General features: G+C 68.2%; 13 protein-coding genes and 1 pseudogene. 11 read left to right on the top strand and 3 right to left on the bottom strand.

From position 1 onward, the window contains the following. Positions 1-35: 35 nt before the first annotated feature. The 6 genes from ACFUO4_RS40025 to ACFUO4_RS40000 all read left to right on the top strand — a co-directional run bounded on the left by ACFUO4_RS40025 (position 36) and on the right by ACFUO4_RS40000 (position 4,397). Positions 36-518, top strand: a complete 483-nt coding sequence (locus ACFUO4_RS40025; RefSeq protein ID WP_079312434.1) for a hypothetical protein — start codon at positions 36-38, stop codon at positions 516-518. 51 nt (positions 519-569) lie between these two features. Next, positions 570-1,355 (top strand): thioesterase II family protein, encoded by a 786-nt coding sequence (locus tag ACFUO4_RS40020; protein ID WP_079312436.1) that lies wholly within the window; start codon positions 570-572, stop codon positions 1,353-1,355. Positions 1,356-1,429: 74 nt separating this feature from the next. Then, positions 1,430-1,915: a GbsR/MarR family transcriptional regulator gene (locus ACFUO4_RS40015; protein ID WP_059193297.1), complete on the top strand. Its 486-nt coding sequence runs from the start codon at positions 1,430-1,432 to the stop codon at positions 1,913-1,915. Continuing rightward, positions 1,912-2,820: an ABC transporter ATP-binding protein gene (locus tag ACFUO4_RS40010; RefSeq protein ID WP_079312438.1), complete on the top strand. Its 909-nt coding sequence runs from the start codon at positions 1,912-1,914 to the stop codon at positions 2,818-2,820. The genes ACFUO4_RS40015 and ACFUO4_RS40010 overlap by 4 nt, the downstream gene beginning before the upstream one ends. After that, entirely contained in the window at positions 2,810-3,601 is a 792-nt protein-coding gene (locus ACFUO4_RS40005; RefSeq protein WP_383494596.1) for an ABC transporter permease subunit, read from the top strand. Before ACFUO4_RS40010 ends, ACFUO4_RS40005 begins: the two co-directional genes overlap by 11 nt. A 133-nt stretch (positions 3,602-3,734) precedes the next feature. Beyond that, positions 3,735-4,397 carry a YitT family protein gene (locus tag ACFUO4_RS40000; protein ID WP_079312442.1) on the top strand — a complete coding sequence of 221 codons (663 nt, stop codon included), beginning with the start codon at positions 3,735-3,737 and terminating at the stop codon, positions 4,395-4,397. A 105-nt stretch (positions 4,398-4,502) separates the two neighbouring features. Here the strand turns inward: ACFUO4_RS40000 and ACFUO4_RS39995 are convergent. Beyond that, positions 4,503-5,435, bottom strand: a pseudogene (locus ACFUO4_RS39995) (IS256 family transposase); the annotation flags it as partial. A gap of 374 nt (positions 5,436-5,809) precedes the next feature. On the opposite strand from ACFUO4_RS39995, the gene ACFUO4_RS39990 reads away from it, so the two are divergent. From ACFUO4_RS39990 to fxsT, 5 genes are all read left to right on the top strand, one after another. After that, entirely contained in the window at positions 5,810-6,112 is a 303-nt protein-coding gene (locus tag ACFUO4_RS39990; protein WP_128112382.1) for a hypothetical protein, read from the top strand. 618 nt (positions 6,113-6,730) lie between these two features. Continuing rightward, a complete protein-coding gene (locus tag ACFUO4_RS39985) occupies positions 6,731-7,495 on the top strand; it encodes an IS5 family transposase (RefSeq protein WP_383494592.1) in 765 nt (254 codons plus the stop codon). Between the two features lie 390 nt (positions 7,496-7,885). Continuing rightward, positions 7,886-8,620, top strand: coding sequence for a Crp/Fnr family transcriptional regulator (locus ACFUO4_RS39980; protein ID WP_383494589.1), 735 nt, complete (start codon positions 7,886-7,888; stop codon positions 8,618-8,620). Between the two features lie 148 nt (positions 8,621-8,768). Then, positions 8,769-9,287 carry a hypothetical protein gene (locus tag ACFUO4_RS39975; protein WP_383494586.1) on the top strand — a complete coding sequence of 173 codons (519 nt, stop codon included), beginning with the start codon at positions 8,769-8,771 and terminating at the stop codon, positions 9,285-9,287. A gap of 214 nt (positions 9,288-9,501) precedes the next feature. Further along, positions 9,502-12,348 carry an FxSxx-COOH system tetratricopeptide repeat protein gene (gene fxsT / locus ACFUO4_RS39970; protein ID WP_383494582.1) on the top strand — a complete coding sequence of 949 codons (2,847 nt, stop codon included), beginning with the start codon at positions 9,502-9,504 and terminating at the stop codon, positions 12,346-12,348. Positions 12,349-12,393: 45 nt separating this feature from the next. Here the strand turns inward: fxsT and ACFUO4_RS39965 are convergent, their stop codons facing one another. Together ACFUO4_RS39965 and ACFUO4_RS39960 are read right to left on the bottom strand one after the other, a co-directional pair. After that, positions 12,394-14,883, bottom strand: a complete 2,490-nt coding sequence (locus tag ACFUO4_RS39965) for a Helicase associated domain protein (protein WP_383494580.1) — start codon at positions 14,881-14,883, stop codon at positions 12,394-12,396. Between the two features lie 120 nt (positions 14,884-15,003). Then, the gene (locus tag ACFUO4_RS39960) at positions 15,004-15,195 is read right to left on the bottom strand and encodes a hypothetical protein (protein WP_079310428.1); all 192 of its coding nucleotides are present in this window, start codon (positions 15,193-15,195) and stop codon (positions 15,004-15,006) included. Positions 15,196-15,634 lie beyond the last annotated feature (439 nt).

Below are 15,634 nucleotides of genomic sequence, written 5' to 3'. Positions count from 1 at the left end.
ACACCCGCAACCCACCACCCACGAAGGGCTTTTTCGTGACCACAGCGAACGCCATCCCCGCCGCCGAGCGTGAGATCGTCACCCGGATCGGCGCCTACTACGAGAAGGACGGCATGGCCGCCGACCGCGGCGAGGTCATCGGGTATCTGCTGATCTCCGAACCGGCACGGCAGCTGGCCAGCGAGATCAGCGCCAAGCTCGGCATCCCCCGCGACGCGGTCGACAAGATGTCCGACCAGCTCGTTCCGGCGGAGTTCCTCATCCGTGAGGAGGCCGAGGACGGTGACTACTACCTGACGCTTCAGGACGCCACCTGGCCGCGGGTCATCCAGCACACCTTCCTCAGCTGGCCGAACTTCCACGAGACCATGGCCGAAGGCCTCAAGGCCCTCGAGGCCGAGGGGGCTTCCGCGGAGCGGCTGGCCCGGCTGCGGAACATGGAGAAGCTCTTCGGTTACCTCGCCCAGGAGATGCCGGCGCTCTGGCACCGCTACGAGAAGTCAGCCGCCGTTTCCTGACCGGGCCCTCGGCCGGTCCGGCTCGCGCACGCACACAAGGGGGAGTTCACCATGCAGACACCGGCTCCGATCACCCGCCCGGCGGTCGATCCCAGGTGGGTGCTCCGTCCGGAGCCCCGGGACGGGGCCGCGGTGCGCCTGCTGTGTGTGCCGTACGCGGGTGGCGGCACCACGGTCTTCCATGGCTGGGCGGCCGGACTGCCCGACTGGATCGACGTGTGGCTGCTACGGCTGCCGGGCCGCGAGGTGCGGCTGCGGGAGAAGCCCCGCACCGACCTGATCCGCCTGGCGCGCGAGGCCGCGGACGCTCTGGCACCCGGTCTCGACGGCCCGTTCGCGGTGTTCGGACACAGCCTCGGCGCGCTCATCGGCTTCGAGGTGGCCCGGGAACTCCGCCGCCGTCACGGACTGGAGGTGTCCCACCTGACCGTGTCGGCGCGCGGCACCCCGGAGATCCCGCAGTCGGAGCGGATGTCCCACCTGCTTTCGGACGAGGAGTTCCTCGACGCGCTGGACCGCCGCTTCCGCGCGGTGCCGCCGCAGATCCGCCAGGACCCGGAGATGCGGGCCCTCTACCTGCCGGTGCTGCGCGGTGACATCGCCATGCTGGAGACCTACCGCTACCGCGCCGAGCGGCCGCTGCGATGCGCGATCACCGCGCTGTCGGGCAGCGAGGACCAGGAGGCGCGCGAGGAGGACATGCGCGGCTGGCGCCACCACGGCGCCGGCGGATTCACCCAGCACACCTATCGAGGCGGGCACTTCTTCCTCCAGGAGCACCGGGCCGCCCTGCTGGGTCTGCTGGCACAGGATCTCGCGCGCACCGTGGTGCCCTGACCTGCTCACTCGTACGGGTGGCGGAGGTTCCGTTTGTCTTGTCAGTTCAGTACGTTCGGAATACGCTGAACGACATGGCAATCACACACGACGAGGCCCTGCGCTTCGCCGAGGACGTGGCTCTGTACTTCGAGCAGGACGCCGGTCTACCCAGGATCACCGGCCGCGTCATCGGGTGGCTGCTGATCTGCGAACCGTCGGAGCAGACGGCGGGGCAACTGGTGGAGACCCTGGGCGCGAGCAAGGCATCGATCTCGACATCGACCCGGCAGCTGATGCAGGCGGGCCTGGTGGAGAAGGTGTCCGTCCCCGGAGACCGGCGTACGTACTACCGGATCAACGACGAGGGGTGGGTCGCCTCGGTCTTCGAGCGCCTCGCCGCCGTCACCAACATCCTCAAGGTGCTGGACAAGGGCAGCGAACTCCTGGCGCACGAGTCCCCGGCGCGCCGGGCACGCCTGGAGAACGTGGCCGACCTGTACCGGTGGATGCAGAGCGAACTGCCGCCGTTGCTCGCTCGCCACCGCGAGCAGCGGCTTCACGATGGAGGAGAGAAGTGACCTTAGCGGCGATCGAGACGACGGGTCTCACCAAGCGGTATCCCGGGGGCCGCGGCGTCGCAGACCTCGATCTCGCCGTCCGGCGCGGGGAGATCTTCGGTTTCCTCGGTCCCAACGGGGCCGGGAAGACGACGACCATGAAGATGATCCTGGACCTGATCCGCCCCACCTCCGGCACGATCCGCGTCCTGGGCCTCGACCCCGTGGCGCAGGGCGCGGAACTGCGTGCGCAGATCGGCTACCTGCCCGGCGAACTCGTCCTGGAGGGCGCGGAGAACGTGGGCGAACTGCTCGGGTTCTTCGCCCGGTTACAGGGCCACGTGGACCCCGCCTGGGTGAGCGAGCTCAGTGAACGCCTGGAACTGGACCGCACCCGCAAGGTGAAGAACCTGTCCAAGGGCAACAAGCAGAAGGTCGGCATCGTCCAGGCCTTCATGCACCGACCCGCACTGCTCGTGCTCGACGAACCCACCAGCGGCCTCGACCCCTTGATGCAGCAGGTCTTCCTCAACCTCGTCACCGAGGCCAAGGCCGCCGGGCAGACGGTCTTCATGTCCTCGCACATCCTCAGCGAGGTCCAGGAGGTCGCCGACCGGGTGGCCATCATCAAGGACGGCCGTCTGGTGACCGTCGGCACCGTGGAGTCGCTCCAGCGGCAGGCCGTCAGCCAGGTGGAGATCCGCTTCGGTGAATCCTTCAGGACCGAGGAGTTCACCGGACTGGCCCACGTCGGCGGTGTCCGCGTCGAGGGGAACACGCTGCACTGCGTTGTCGACGGCAGTGTCGACGCCCTGATCAAGCAGGCGGCCCACTACCGCGTGGACGCGCTGTTCTGCCACAAGCCGGACCTGGAAGCCATCTTCATGGACGAGTACGTCAAGGAAGGCGCCCCCGTTGTCCACTGAACTCCCCGTTTTCGGCAAGGCGATCCGCGACCAGCGGCGCGGACTGCTGCTGTGGGCCCTGGGCATCGCGGTGGTCATGGCCATCTACACCTCGTCCTACGCCCAGGTGAAGGACCAGGGCGACGCCCTGGACTCGATCCCCTCGGGCATGGCGGGCGCCATGAACTTCGACGACCTCACCAGCGGCGCCGGCTTCCTCGAAGGCACGGTCTTCGGCCTGCTCGGACCGCTGCTCCTGCTCATCTTCGCCATCTCCACCGGCACCCGCGCCATCGCCGCCCCGGAGCAGTCCGGGGTGCTCGACCTGTACCTCGCCTACCCCGTCACCCGTCGACGCCTCGGCCTCGAACGCTTCGGCGCGCTCCTCGCCGCGCTCGTCGCCCTCACCCTGCTCATCGCTGTCGAGGTGACCGGCCTGGCGTCCTCGCAGGACATGAACGTCCCGGCCGGCAATGTCATCGCCGGCGCGGTCCAACTCGGCCTGCTGGCCCTGTTCTTCGGCGCACTCGCCCTGTGCGTCGGAGGCGTCACCGGCAGCAGGCCCGTCACCCTCGGCGCGACCAGCGCCGTGGCCGTCGGAACGTACGTGCTGAACGCGATCGCCTCGCAGATCGACGGCCTGCACTTCCTCCAGCGCATCACCCCCTTCTACTGGGCGCAGAGCACCCACCCGCTGCGCGAGGGCCTCTCCCTCGGCGCCGTGATCGTCCTGCCCGCCGCGACCGCGGTCGTACTGGCCCTCGGAATGCGGTCCTTCTCCAGGCGCGACATCAACAGCTGACCCGCGCCGCACCAGTCGCCCACCGCGCGTTCCCGTTCAAGACCCTGCCGGGGCCGGAGCCCTTTCCAGGCCCCGGCAGGGCTTGCAGTGCTGCCCACCTGCCGTTCGCCCGACCCTGTGGAGGTACGCGTCCATGGCAAGGTCAGTGATCTCACACCTGCGTGGTTACGACCGCTCGCAGTACGCGGCATATCTGGCCGGTTGCGTGATCTTCTCCTACGGAGCCTCGTGCTTCATCGCCGCGGACCTGGGCACCGACCCGCTCGACGTGTTCGCGCTCGGTCTGCTCGAACACCTGCCCCTGACGATCGGCATCGCCCAAGCACTCTTCGCGGCCCTGTGCATAGCCATCTGGGCCACGTGGAATCGCCGCCGCCCGGTGATATCGCCGTTCGTGACCTTCTTCTTCTGCGGCAGCCTCATCGACATCGCTCGCGCCGCCGACCTCGCCGAACTGCCCGTGCCGAACACCGTCCTGATGCTCATCGGCAGCCTGCTGTGCGCCTACGGATCCTCCCTGATCATCATCAGCGGCATCGGCATCCGGGCCATGGACCTGATCGCCATCAGCATGACCGAACGCTGGCGCCTGCCGTTCTGGGCCGCCAAGTCCAGCACCGAACTCGTCCTGCTGGTGAGCGGCTGGCTGCTCGGCGGACCGGTCGGCATCGGCACGGTCTGCTTCCTCGTCGTGGTCGACCTCCTCGTCCAGCCCCTGATGCGCCTGAACGGCACCGTGCTCCGCCTGCGCAACGCGGGCATCCCCAGCCTGAGCGTGGCCGAGAGCCGCGCCTGACGCGGGACACCGAGTGTCGATACGTCAACCGGCGAAGATCGGCGCGCCGCCGCCAAGGCCGCCGAAGGAGCGAAGCCGCCAGGAATCGGCATCCCGCACCCCCAGTCACCCCTCACACGGCAGCTGGTTCGCTTCCGGTTGCGGAGTGATCTCTGGCTCGGGCGAGGTCGGCTGGGTGGTGAAGAGCTTGGCCATGGAGGCTTCGGAGAGGTAGCGGCGGTCGAAGACCTGCCATTCGTCGTGGAGTTCGGCCAGCACCGCCGCGGCGAGCCGGTCCAGGGCAGCAGGGTTGGGAAAGCCCTGGACGACGTCGGCCCGCCGTTTGATCTCCCGGTTCAGCCGCTCCAGCGGGTTGGTCGACCAGATCTTCTTCCAGTGCGCCGACGGGAAGTCCGCGAAGGCTGTGATGTCGACTGCGGCGTCCAGCAGCATCTTCTTGACCTGCGGGAACTGTCGTCCGAGCATGTCGAAGCCAACGTCCAACTGGGTGCGGACCTGTTCGGCGGTGGTCTGCGCGAAAATGGTGCGGATGGTGGCCGCCACCATCTGCCCGGAACCCCTTTTCGATCACGGAGAACACGTCCCGGACGAAGTGAACCCGGCAGCGTTGCCAGGCCGATCCGAGGAAGACCGTGCGAATCGCGGCCACCAGGCCGCTGTGGCTGTCGGAGATGACCAGCTGGACATTCTCCAGGCCACGGGCCCGCAGACTGCGCAGGAACTTCGTCCAGAACGGCTTCGATTCGCTGTCACCGACCTCCCCCACTCTCGGCTCCGCTCGAGCGGGGGACCCCCATGCCCGAGGATCTCGCGGTGCCCGGTGGCCGAGATGCCGGTCGCGATGACCACGGCCTGCGAGGCGATCCGGTGATTCACCCTGGCCTTGTAGTAGGTGGCGTCCAGGAAGACGTAGGGAAAGACGGTGTGATCCAGCGGACGTTCCTTGAACGCCACGAGTTCTTCGTCGAGTTCGCCGCAGATCCGCGACACCTCCGAGTTGGAGATCCCGGAGTCCGAGCCAAGTGCCTTGACCAGGTCAAGGGCTTCCGCAGGAAGGGGCTCACTCGGCTGGGGGCGCGGCGGGCGCTCGCCGTCGATGGCCTCGACTCGTGCCCGTACTGTAGGCCGGCTGCGAAGGTCGGCATTCTGGACTGAGCACGCCGTGACCGGCGCGGCTTCTGGCCGCAGCCCGGCGTGACCTTTCGCAGCGCAGTCCTCGACGAAAAGCGACGTCCGGGGATATCGCTGGCCTGGCTCAGACGCGGTCTTTCGCGATGTCCCGCACTGGACCGTCGCAGCCGTAGGCTCCGTTTCATTTGAACGGGGAACGTTCTGGAGCCCGGTGGCAGCGGCTGCCGAGCTGCGGGACCATGATTTTGGGGCTCATCACACTCATCGCTGGGAGACGAGCCATGAAGACCAAGCCCGCATGTGGGCCGCAGCGCGACCCCGAATTCTTTGAAGAGATCGATAAACTGTTCGCCAAGTACCCTGAGGCTGCCAGTAGGTACGCGGTGAGCTGTCTGCGGTTGGAGACCGTAGTCCTGAAGATCGACTTCGAAAGGCAAGTTGGCGTCTCACGCGTTGAGGACGGCCGGATCATTACCGAGTTCCACGACCGCGACGACGACATCGTTCGCCTCTATCGCCACACCAGATGCTGCCAGTATGTACACGGCTACGAGTGCGTGAGGCTGTGCCCCATAGACGAATAACAGGATCCGCTTCCGCCCGCTAGCCGCGGCGTCCGCTCGTTCGGCTCCTGGTCGGGCTCCTGATCCCGCTTGTGGTCGGGCTTGTGGGCGGGCTCGTGACTGGGTTCGCGATCTGGCTCGCGATCGGGATCATGTTGACTGGGGAGACAGCATGGAGCGGCGGAGTGATAGCCAAGAACTTTCTGGCACTGCGGCGCCAAGTTCCGTGGAACTTGATGACCTTCCTGCAGGATGCACGTGAGCACCGTGGTGTGCTGCGGCGGGCCGGGGCGGTCTACGAGTTCCGCCACCTGGACCTTCAACGCCACCTTGCTCAGCAACCCTGTCCCCCCACCACCTGAGCAACACCCGCTGGATCGTCCGCGGCTGCGGCGCTGCGCTCCCCCGCCGGTGCCGGAGCAGGTCGTGCCGAATCGTGTGCCGGCAGCGGCGCATAGCTCTTGGCCGGGCCCGTCGTCTCGCGCGGCAAGGCCGGCTGTGAGGCTTGCGCTCTTGCCAATTGGCGCAGTGAGCCTTTTCCAACCTCCTGTGTGGGTTGGGCAGTTGGCCTGACAAACGGATGAAGCCCCTGGTAAATGGGTTTTCGACCAAGAGAACCGTCTCCACCAGAGGCTTCGAATGCTTGTCTACCCGTCCGGCGTCGACGTGTCCGGCTCTACCCTGCGCTTCCTCGCGGCTCGCCTGAGGAAACACCGTCATGCTCTCGGAACTCGATGGCGGCGCCTGGGCACGGGCCGACAGGCCCTGCTCACTCTCACCCACCTGCGCAACGGCCAGCCCTACGCCCAGCTCGCGGCCGGTTTCGGGATCGGCACCACCACCGCCTACCGATACGTCACCGAGGCCGTCGAACTCCTGGCCGCACTTGCCCCCACGCTCGCCGAGACAGTACGGGCCGCATCCATGAACGCATACCTGATCCTTGACGGAACGCTGCTGCCGATCGACCGGATCGCCGCCGACCGGCCCTTCTACTCGGCCAAACACAAGAAACACTGCATGAACGTGCAGGTCATATCCGACCCGAAGGGCCGTCTCCTATGGGCTTCACCAGCCCTGGCCGGCGCCGTCCATGACATTCGGGCCGCACGCGAGCACGGCATCATCGACGCCCTCGCCCAGGCCGGCATCACCTGCTGGGCAGACAAGGGCTACCAGGGCGCGGGCGGCACGGTCCGCCTCCCATACCGCGGCCGGTGGGACCGTCTTGCCACCGGCCAGCAGGCTGTCAATCGGTCCCATGCGAAGGTGCGGGCACTGGTCGAACAGGCCATCGCTACCCTCAAGTCCTGGCGTCTCCTGCGCAAGCTCCGCTGCTCGACAACCCGCGTCACGAGCCTCGTCCAGGCCGTCCTCACCCTCCATCTGGCCAGCTCAGACTAGGGACGGAAAAGGCTCATCGTGCCCAGTAGGGCACGCGGGGCGAGGTGCGCTGCCCGGCCGACGGGGATGCAGCTCAGGCGAGGGCATCGAGACGGTGTGACAGGAACCCCGCCATCGCGCGGACCCCGATCCCGATCGCGTGCTCGTCGGCGGCGAAGTCCGGAGAGTGGGGGAGCCCGTTGATGCCCGCTTCCGGGTTGGCGACGCCGAGGTTGTAGCCACGATCCAGCCGTTGGTGCCGAGCCTGTAGGCGTCGACTTTCCGGAGGTCGATGAGTTGCACGTGCGGACACCGCGCCTCCGCCCCTGTGACAGACCGTCACCACGACACCCCGCGGGGCGCGCGCCCCGCGCTGTACGCCCCCGCCCGCGCGTCGAAGGGGGTGTGAGCATGCCTCCCGCTCTCGACATCGCCCGCACCACCGACCTCTACCAAGGCCACGAGGACAAGCCCAAGGGCAGCTTCGTTGAGCGTCTTCCGCCCGAGGTCTGGCACCGTCTGCTCCAGACCGGCCTGCACAGCCGCACCTTCGAGCGGGACGACGTCCTGCCGATGGGACCCCAGGCCCCGTACGTCTACATCCTGTGGGAGGGCGTGGTCCGCCAGGACCGCTACCCGCTGGGCCGCGGGGACAACATTCCCTCCATCACCCGCTTCCGCGGCCCGGGCCAGCTGGTCGGCGAAGCCGCCCTCCTCTCCCAGGCCGACACCGTGGCCACGCGCTGCCTGACCCGCACCGTCGCGATCCCCTGCGCCGCCCGCTACTTCGCCGCTCTCATCGAGCGCCGCCTGCCCCAGGCCCGCCACGCCCTGCTGTGCAGCCTGGAGGACCGAAACCGCAGCGACGAAGCCGTCTACGCGATGGCGATCCGCCCGCCCCTGGAACGCGTCTCCCGGCTGCTGGCGCACCTGGCCGACACCGCCGGCATCCCCGACCCCGACACCGCCGGGCACATCGTCATCACCGGCCCCGGGCAGAAGGACATCGCCGCGGCCCTCCAACTGGCCGTCTCCACCACCGAGAACGCGCTGCGCACGCTGCGCCACCACGGGGTGATCGAGGCCCGCTACCGGCAGTTCGTCGTCCGCGACGTCGACGCGCTGCGCCACTTCGTCGGGGCCTGACACCACCCCCGACAGTGCTCTTCCCGCGAGGGCCCGCCCTACCGGCCTCGGCCCGCCCGGACCCACCACTCTTCCCCCGACGTCGCACACTCCGTGCACCCCTGCACGGGATCGGCGTCTCCCCATTCATGGAACGGACCCCCGACAGATGATGACCACCATGCTGGCGATCGGCACGGGCGCCGGCACCCTCGCGGTGTCGACCGTCTCCGCGCTCACCGCCGGCATCCTGGGCACTTACAGCCTGCTGCACCACCAGCAGGTCTTCGCCTGGATGCGCAGCATCCGCCGCACCGACCAGTCGAACGCCGAGCTCGACAAGGTCGACCAGTGGCTCGCCGACCTCTACAAGGCGCAGTGCCGCCTCGCCCACAAGCCCTGCCGCAGCGAGGACTTCGAGGACGTCACCCAGATCGGCACCATGCTCCGCGGAGTCGCCGACCACGCGCCTGCGATCTCCTCTGAGCTGGCCCGGGTTCTCGAGCGCATCGAGGAGTACGTCGACACCGCGCTGCCCGAGCCCGTGCCCGGCCCTACGGCGAAGATCCCGGTGCTGGAGCACCGCACGCAGTTGGTGAAGGCGATGAAGCAGGAGAGTGCCCGCGGCGAGTTGGCCCGGTCCGTGGTCGCCGCCCAGCAGAAGATCACCCAGCTCAAGCGCGGCTGACCACACGTCACGAGGTGAGGTAGAAGCCGCTGTCAGGCCATCCTCGCAGCGGCACCGGATCCGTCGCCACGGCCAGCCACGCTGGTCTCGGATCCGGTGCCGTGGGGAAAGCTCGCCTCACGTGGACGGAGCGCCTTGAAGTCCGGGCCCGGGTAGGTGAATGCGCTCTACGCTGGTCTATCCAGTACGAGCAGCGTGGTGTCGGGGGACAGCGATGAGCACGGCGATGGGGGCGTCTGACGGCACGTCGGACAGGGTGTGGTTTATCAGTCATGCGGGTGCGGATCGTGCGTGGGCGGAGTGGGTCGCCTGGCAGCTTCTCGAGGCCGGCCACGAGGTGGAGCTGGACTGCTGGGACTGGGGCACGGGTGACAACTTCGTCCTGAAGATGAACGAGGCCTTGGAGCAGGGGCGGATGGTGGCCCTGTTTTCTCCTGCCTACTTCGAGCTGGAGCGGTTTACGACGCCGGAGTGGACGGCGATGCTGGCCCGGCAGAAGCAGATCACCCCGGTCAGGATCGCGAAGACCCCCATACCCGCGATCCTGAGCCCGTTCATCGTCACTGATCTGTTTGGCCTGGATGAGCAGACTGCCCGTAACGCCCTGCTGGGGGCGGTGAAGGGTCCGTCCCGTCCTGTCCGGGCGCCAGCGCGTCCGCCGGGGATGCTGTCGAGGATCGGTGGTACCGGGCCGCGGCTGCCGGGATCCTTGCCGCGGGTGCGCAACCTTCCGGCACGCAACGCGGCGTTCACCGGCCGCGATAGCCTCCTGGTGCAGCTGCGGGAAGCGCTCGCGTCCGGGCAGCGCGTAGCCGTGCAGGCCCTGTACGGCCGGGGTGGGGTCGGTAAGACCCAGCTTGCCCTGGAGTACGCCTACCGGTTCGCCGGCGAGTACGAGCTGGCCTGGTGGATCACCTCAGAGGACCCCGCGCTGATCCCCGACCAGCTCGCCGCGCTTGCCGCCCGTACCGGGATCGCGCCCGCGGGTACAGCACCGGCCGAGGCGGTGGAGCTGTTGCTGGCTGAGCTGGGTGGGATGTCCCGCTGGTTGCTGGTGTTCGACAACGCGGAAGACCCCTATGCTCTCGCCCGGTTCTTGCCTGGTGGTCCTGGACATGTGCTGATCACCTCCCGCAGCCCGCTGTGGAGCACCTATGCGGTTCCCGTCGACGTCGACACGCTCTCCCGGTCTGAGTCGGTGGCCCTGCTGCGCGCGCAGGGCGCGGTCCTGACCGACGGCGACGCCGACGACATTGCCTCCACCTTGGGCGACCTCCCGCTCGCGCTCGCGCAGGCGGCCGCACTGTTGGCCAGGGGCCTGTCGGCGGCGGGTCTGAAGGAGGAGCTGGCGGCGAACCTGGTGGAGGTGATGAAGCGCAACCCTCCGCCCGGCTACCCGGCCGGTCTGGCTGCGCAGGTTCGCCTGACCCGCTCCCGCCTCCAGGCGCAGCATGCCGGGGCGGGAGCGGTGGTGGATGCGCTGGCTCTGCTGGCCCCCGAACCCTTCCCCCTGACGTTTTGTGCAGGCCGGCTTCCCGAGCAGGCCTCCGTGCTTCTTGGGGAGGCGGTGGGTTCGCGGTTGGCGGCGGTGGACGTGGTGGAGGCGATCGCCCGGCACGGTGTGGCCCGGATCCAGGACGGCACTGTGCAGCTGCACCGTCTCACCCAGGACCTGCTCACCGGTCAGATGATCCGCCCTGAACGCGATCAGGCGTGGGCGGATGCCGATGCCCTCCTGACCGCAGCCGACCCCGGTCATCCGGGGGATCCGCGGTGGTGGCCGTCCTGGCAGGTCCTGCTCCCGCACGCCCTGGCCCTCGACCCCGCCCAGCTCACCACCAGCCAGGGACGGTATGTGGTGGGCAGGGCCTGCTGGTATCTGATGGAGCGGGGGCAGCCCCGCCCGGCCCGGGAGCGGCTGCAACGGCTGTACGACGCCTGTTTGCAGCAGTTGGGCCCTGACCATGACGACACGCTGCGGGCCGCCCATAATCTGGCCCGCGCCTACAGCGACACCCGGGACTACGAGCGCGCCCGCGCGCTGAACGAAGACACCCTTAACCGCCGCCGACGCCTCTACGGAGACGAGGACCCGCAGACTCTGGCCAGTGTCGTCGCCCTTGCCATCCGGCTGCAGGCGCTGGGGCGGCACGAGGAAGCCCTCGCCTTGGAGGAGGAGACGCTTGCGGTGCAGCGTCGGGTGTTGGGAGCAGAGCATCCGGACACGCTGATCACGGCGTCCAACCTGGCGATCCGTCTGGTGGGTGTGGGTCGGGTGGGGGAGGCGGTGGTGTTGGGGGAGGAGACGTTGGCGGTGCAGCGGCGGGTGCTGGGTGTGGAGCATCCGTCCACGCTGATCACGGCGTCCAACCTGGCCATCCGTCTGGTGGATGTGGGTCGGGTGGGGGAGGCGGTGGTGTTGGGGGAGGAGACGTTGGCGGCCCGGCGGCGGGTGCTGGGGGCGGAGCATCCGGAGACGCTGATCACGGCGTCCAACCTGGCCAACCGTCTGGCGGATGTGGGTCGGGTGGGGGAGGCGGTGGTGTTGGGGGAGGAGACGCTTGCGGTGCAGCGGCGGGTGCTGGGTGCGGAGCATCCGGACACGCTGCGCACGGCGTCCAACCTGGCCAACCGTCTGGCGGATGTGGGTCGGGTGGGGGAGGCGGTGGTGTTGGGGGAGGAGACGTTGGCGGTGCAGCGGCGGGTGCTGGGTGCGGAGCATCCGGAGACGCTGCGCACGGCGTACAACCTGGCCGTTGATCTGGCGGATGTGGGTCGGGTGGGGGAGGCGGTGGTGTTGGGGGAGGAGACGTTGGCGGTGCAGCGGCGGGTGCTGGGGGCGGAGCATCCGGAGACGCTGCGCACGGCGTCCAACCTGGCGATCCGTCTGGGGGATGTGGGTCGGGTGGGGGATGCGGTGGTGTTGGAGGAGGAGACGTACGCCCGGCGGCGTCGGGTGTTGGGTGAGGACCATCCCGACACTCTGAAGTCTGTTGAGGTGCTGGAGTGGCTCAATGGGCTGCAAGGCGAGGATCTGGAGGAACGCGCTTCGGGGGAGTGACTCCGTCTCCTTCCCGCAGCAGCATGCTTCCCCCTCCCCGGGTGTCTACCAGCGCATGCCCAAGTCGGTCAGTGCCTGGCGTCGTTCGGGGCTGAGCTTGTCGGCCCGCCTTCGGGCGTTGGAGATGAACGACCCGAGTCCGAGCAGTTCGCCGTCGACGTTCTCGCGGTGTTGGCGCGGTACGCGCAGGTGTCCTTCGCGGGCGTGGAACTGGCGGGCGGCGGTCATGTTCCGCTCCCACAGCTCATCCTGCGACCGCCGCACTGGCCGCACCTCTGGTCCTGCGGCGTCAGGGTCCACCCCGAGGCTTTCCATGAGGTACTTCTGCGCCGGGGACAACTTGTCCCACCCGGCGGCCTGTCCGGCGATCCACACGGCCAGGTCCTCGCCCTGCACCACCAGTTCACCCGCCTTGCCGGGCAGCGGGCCCCCGGCCTGGACGTGCCGGAGCAGCAGCCGATGACAGCGTGCCCAGCTGATGTCCCACTCCGGGCACCATCCGGGATCGATGTCCTCCAGCGCCTCCATACGGGCCTGTGACAGCTCCCCGGCGTACGACAGGCCGGTTTCCCCGTTCGCGCGGCGTGCGGCGTTCTCACGCGCCTTCTTGGCCCCGGCCCGCTGATTCTTGAGCCAGGTGCCTAGTGCATGGCCATCCCACACCACGGAGTTGCCAGGCAACAGGTGGTGGTGCACGGCGGCGTAGTCGCGGGCGACGGCGAGGCCGGCCTCCCACGCGGAGGCGTGCACGGACCAGACCATGCCGAGGTTCTCCAGCTCCGTCACGCGCGACGCTTCCAGGGTTCCCGCGCTGTAGTACCGGCGTTGATCAGCGACAAAGACCCCCAGCGGATGCCCGCCGACACCATCGGGCCAGTCGTCCGGGGTGACGTACGTGTAGGGCACGCGCAGCTCGATGTTGCCGGTCTCGCGCAGCCAGCGGGTGGCGGCCTGGATGCCGCGTCGCCAGTACGCCTTTTCGGGGTCGATGACCCGCAGCCGCACGAACTGGGCGAGGGCGGCCGGGTCTCGTTCCTCGGTGAACCGCAGCACTCCCGCCGCCGCGGCACCCACCGGCGGAACGAGATCCGCCTCCTGGCCGTCCTCCCCGTCAGCGTCCTGCGCCAAGCCCTCGACGTCCTCGTCCTCGGAGCGCCAACTCCCGTTCCGCAGGCGGGGATCAGCAAGTGCCTCGATCGTCTCCGCATCGTGCGCCCGCAGGGCTCCGAGGACCTTACTGAGGGTGCCATAAGCATTCGAAGTCAGCAGCTCATCCGCATCCTCGTCCGGTCCGAGGAATACCGGAACGATCAGCGTGGCAAGTTTTCCGCGCCCGGGATGCAGCCGCAGGGCACGCCCAACCATCTGTACGATGTCGACCATTGAGCCGCGCGCATCCGCAAATAGGACTGCGTCACACTCGGCTGTATCGACGCCTTCACCCAAAACGCGAACGGATGAAAGCACCCGCAATTCGGCCCGCACATCCCGGCCCTCAAAGGCCGGTCCTCCGAGGAAATCTGAGGCGAATTCATCCAGCACCGTACGGCGGTGTCCGGGGGCGTGCTCGCCGTACAGCCAGTCTGCCCAGACCTGGTCTGCTGGCGGGTAGGTGTCGGGGTCGTCCTCAGTGAGCCGGCCCGCAGTCACCGGTACCGCGGCCGCCATCGCCTCCGCCTCGTTCACCCTGCTGTGGAAGGACAGCACGCGCCGGAAGCGTTCCTCGACCGCGGCCCGCATCAGCCCGGTCTGCACGGCGGCCAGGCGCGCTCCGCGTACGGCGTCTGATCCGGTTTCCTCGCTGGTCATCGCGGCGTACAGGTCCGGGTCGCGGATGTCGAGGCACAGCACCTGGTACGGGGCGACGATGCCCCGCCCGATCGCCTCCGACAAGGTGAGCTTGTACGCCACCGGACCGAACACCGGCGACCCGTCCTCCATCGACGCCACCAGGCGAGGCCGCTCACCCTCCGCCTCCCACACCCGCGGCGTCGCCGTCATGTACAGGCGCCGCTCGGCAGGGAGCTGCGCCTGATCGTGCACGGCCGCCCACGGCTTCATGCCGTCACCACTGGTCCGGTGCGCCTCATCCACCACCATCAGGCTCCACACCCCCAGCCCGGCCGTGTGCGCGCGTTGCAGGATGCGCAGGCCCACCGATGCGTAGGTCGCGAAGACCGTCACGGTCTCCAGCCCCTCCACCCACGCCACCAGCTCGTCAGGATCAGTCGTGCAGGGCAGGCCCTGGCTCTCCTCGGCCCGCAGTGAGCAGACGCCGATCATCGCGCCCGTCCGGCCCGCCCGCCGCCAGGCGCCGGCCATCTGCGTCAGCAGGTCCAGCGTCGGCACCACCACCAGCACCCGACGAGCAGAAAGACGACGCGCAGACTCCGCACCGATCAGGCTCTTTCCGGAACCGGTAGCGGCGATTACCTGCGTGCGCAGACCCTCGGGCGGCATATGGCCACCGGCCGGAGTCCCGAGAATGCGAACGACGCTATCGACGGCCTCAGCCTGATGCGGACGCAATTCCATTTGAGCCACAATGCCTCACATTCCCGGGTCTATTCAGAGGGAATCCCATCTCAGCCCAGATCCCATCCGAGTTCCAAAATGACACCTCACTCGCGTGAGCGGTTATAAGTCGATGCGGCTCTACCTGGGACGACTGGCGTCTTCTTCGTTCCATATCGAGATCACGTGCCCCTCACCATACTGCTCGATGACGATTGCTCGGGCTTCACTCAACGACGAAGCCATCAGCCGCAATTGAATTTCCGGCTGGCCAGCGATCTCAATAAGGCCGACGTACTCGCGCTTCGGCTCGCCCAGCTCGGCGTTCATCATGTCTCCCGTGGATTACCTATAGGTCAAACAAAGCCATCACGCAGCCTGCGCGATGAGGTACTCTGTCATCATCCCAGACTCAAGCCGGTCATAAGACTGACACACCAGATCTCTCGGGGAAGGACCGAAAGTGGTCGGGGTGGCCGATTCCGGTTCAGGAATGAGGGTTTGAAGGTGCGTCAGGCTGGTGCCCCGCAAGGGTGGCTGACGCTGCACCACAAGCGCACCCTCCCCCTGTAGATGCCGCTTTTCTGACAGGCCCGGAGGGCATGTCAGGTTCCGTACGGGACTGCGGAGCAGGCCGGTACGGAACAGTCCCGGCCGCAGGCCGGGACCCCGGGATCACGGAGTGATCCCGGCAGGCGGAACGGAGTTCCGCCCCTTCCGCGCGCAGCGCGGGAACCGCCGCGTAGCGGCGGCGCGTCGTGTCTGCGGAGCA

Origin of the sequence: Streptomyces sp. NPDC057280, from assembly GCF_042668605.1 — a bacterium.
Lineage (GTDB): Bacteria > Actinomycetota > Actinomycetes > Streptomycetales > Streptomycetaceae > Streptomyces.
This window is presented reverse-complemented; position numbering and strand designations above follow the sequence as displayed.

What these genes read in the sequence shown, in the direction of transcription:
- ACFUO4_RS40020 (WP_079312436.1), top strand. Translation starts at nt 570, where the DNA reads ATGCAGACACCGGCTCCGATCACCCGCCCGGCGGTCGATCCCAGGTGG.
- ACFUO4_RS40015 (WP_059193297.1), top strand. Translation starts at nt 1,430, where the DNA reads ATGGCAATCACACACGACGAGGCCCTGCGCTTCGCCGAGGACGTGGCT.
- ACFUO4_RS40000 (WP_079312442.1), top strand. Translation starts at nt 3,735, where the DNA reads ATGGCAAGGTCAGTGATCTCACACCTGCGTGGTTACGACCGCTCGCAG.
- ACFUO4_RS39990 (WP_128112382.1), top strand. Translation starts at nt 5,810, where the DNA reads ATGAAGACCAAGCCCGCATGTGGGCCGCAGCGCGACCCCGAATTCTTT.
- ACFUO4_RS39985 (WP_383494592.1), top strand. Translation starts at nt 6,731, where the DNA reads ATGCTTGTCTACCCGTCCGGCGTCGACGTGTCCGGCTCTACCCTGCGC.
- ACFUO4_RS39980 (WP_383494589.1), top strand. Translation starts at nt 7,886, where the DNA reads ATGCCTCCCGCTCTCGACATCGCCCGCACCACCGACCTCTACCAAGGC.
- ACFUO4_RS39975 (WP_383494586.1), top strand. Translation starts at nt 8,769, where the DNA reads ATGATGACCACCATGCTGGCGATCGGCACGGGCGCCGGCACCCTCGCG.
- fxsT (WP_383494582.1), top strand. Translation starts at nt 9,502, where the DNA reads ATGAGCACGGCGATGGGGGCGTCTGACGGCACGTCGGACAGGGTGTGG.
- ACFUO4_RS39965 (WP_383494580.1), bottom strand. Translation starts at nt 14,883, where the DNA reads ATGGAATTGCGTCCGCATCAGGCTGAGGCCGTCGATAGCGTCGTTCGC.
- ACFUO4_RS39960 (WP_079310428.1), bottom strand. Translation starts at nt 15,195, where the DNA reads ATGATGAACGCCGAGCTGGGCGAGCCGAAGCGCGAGTACGTCGGCCTT.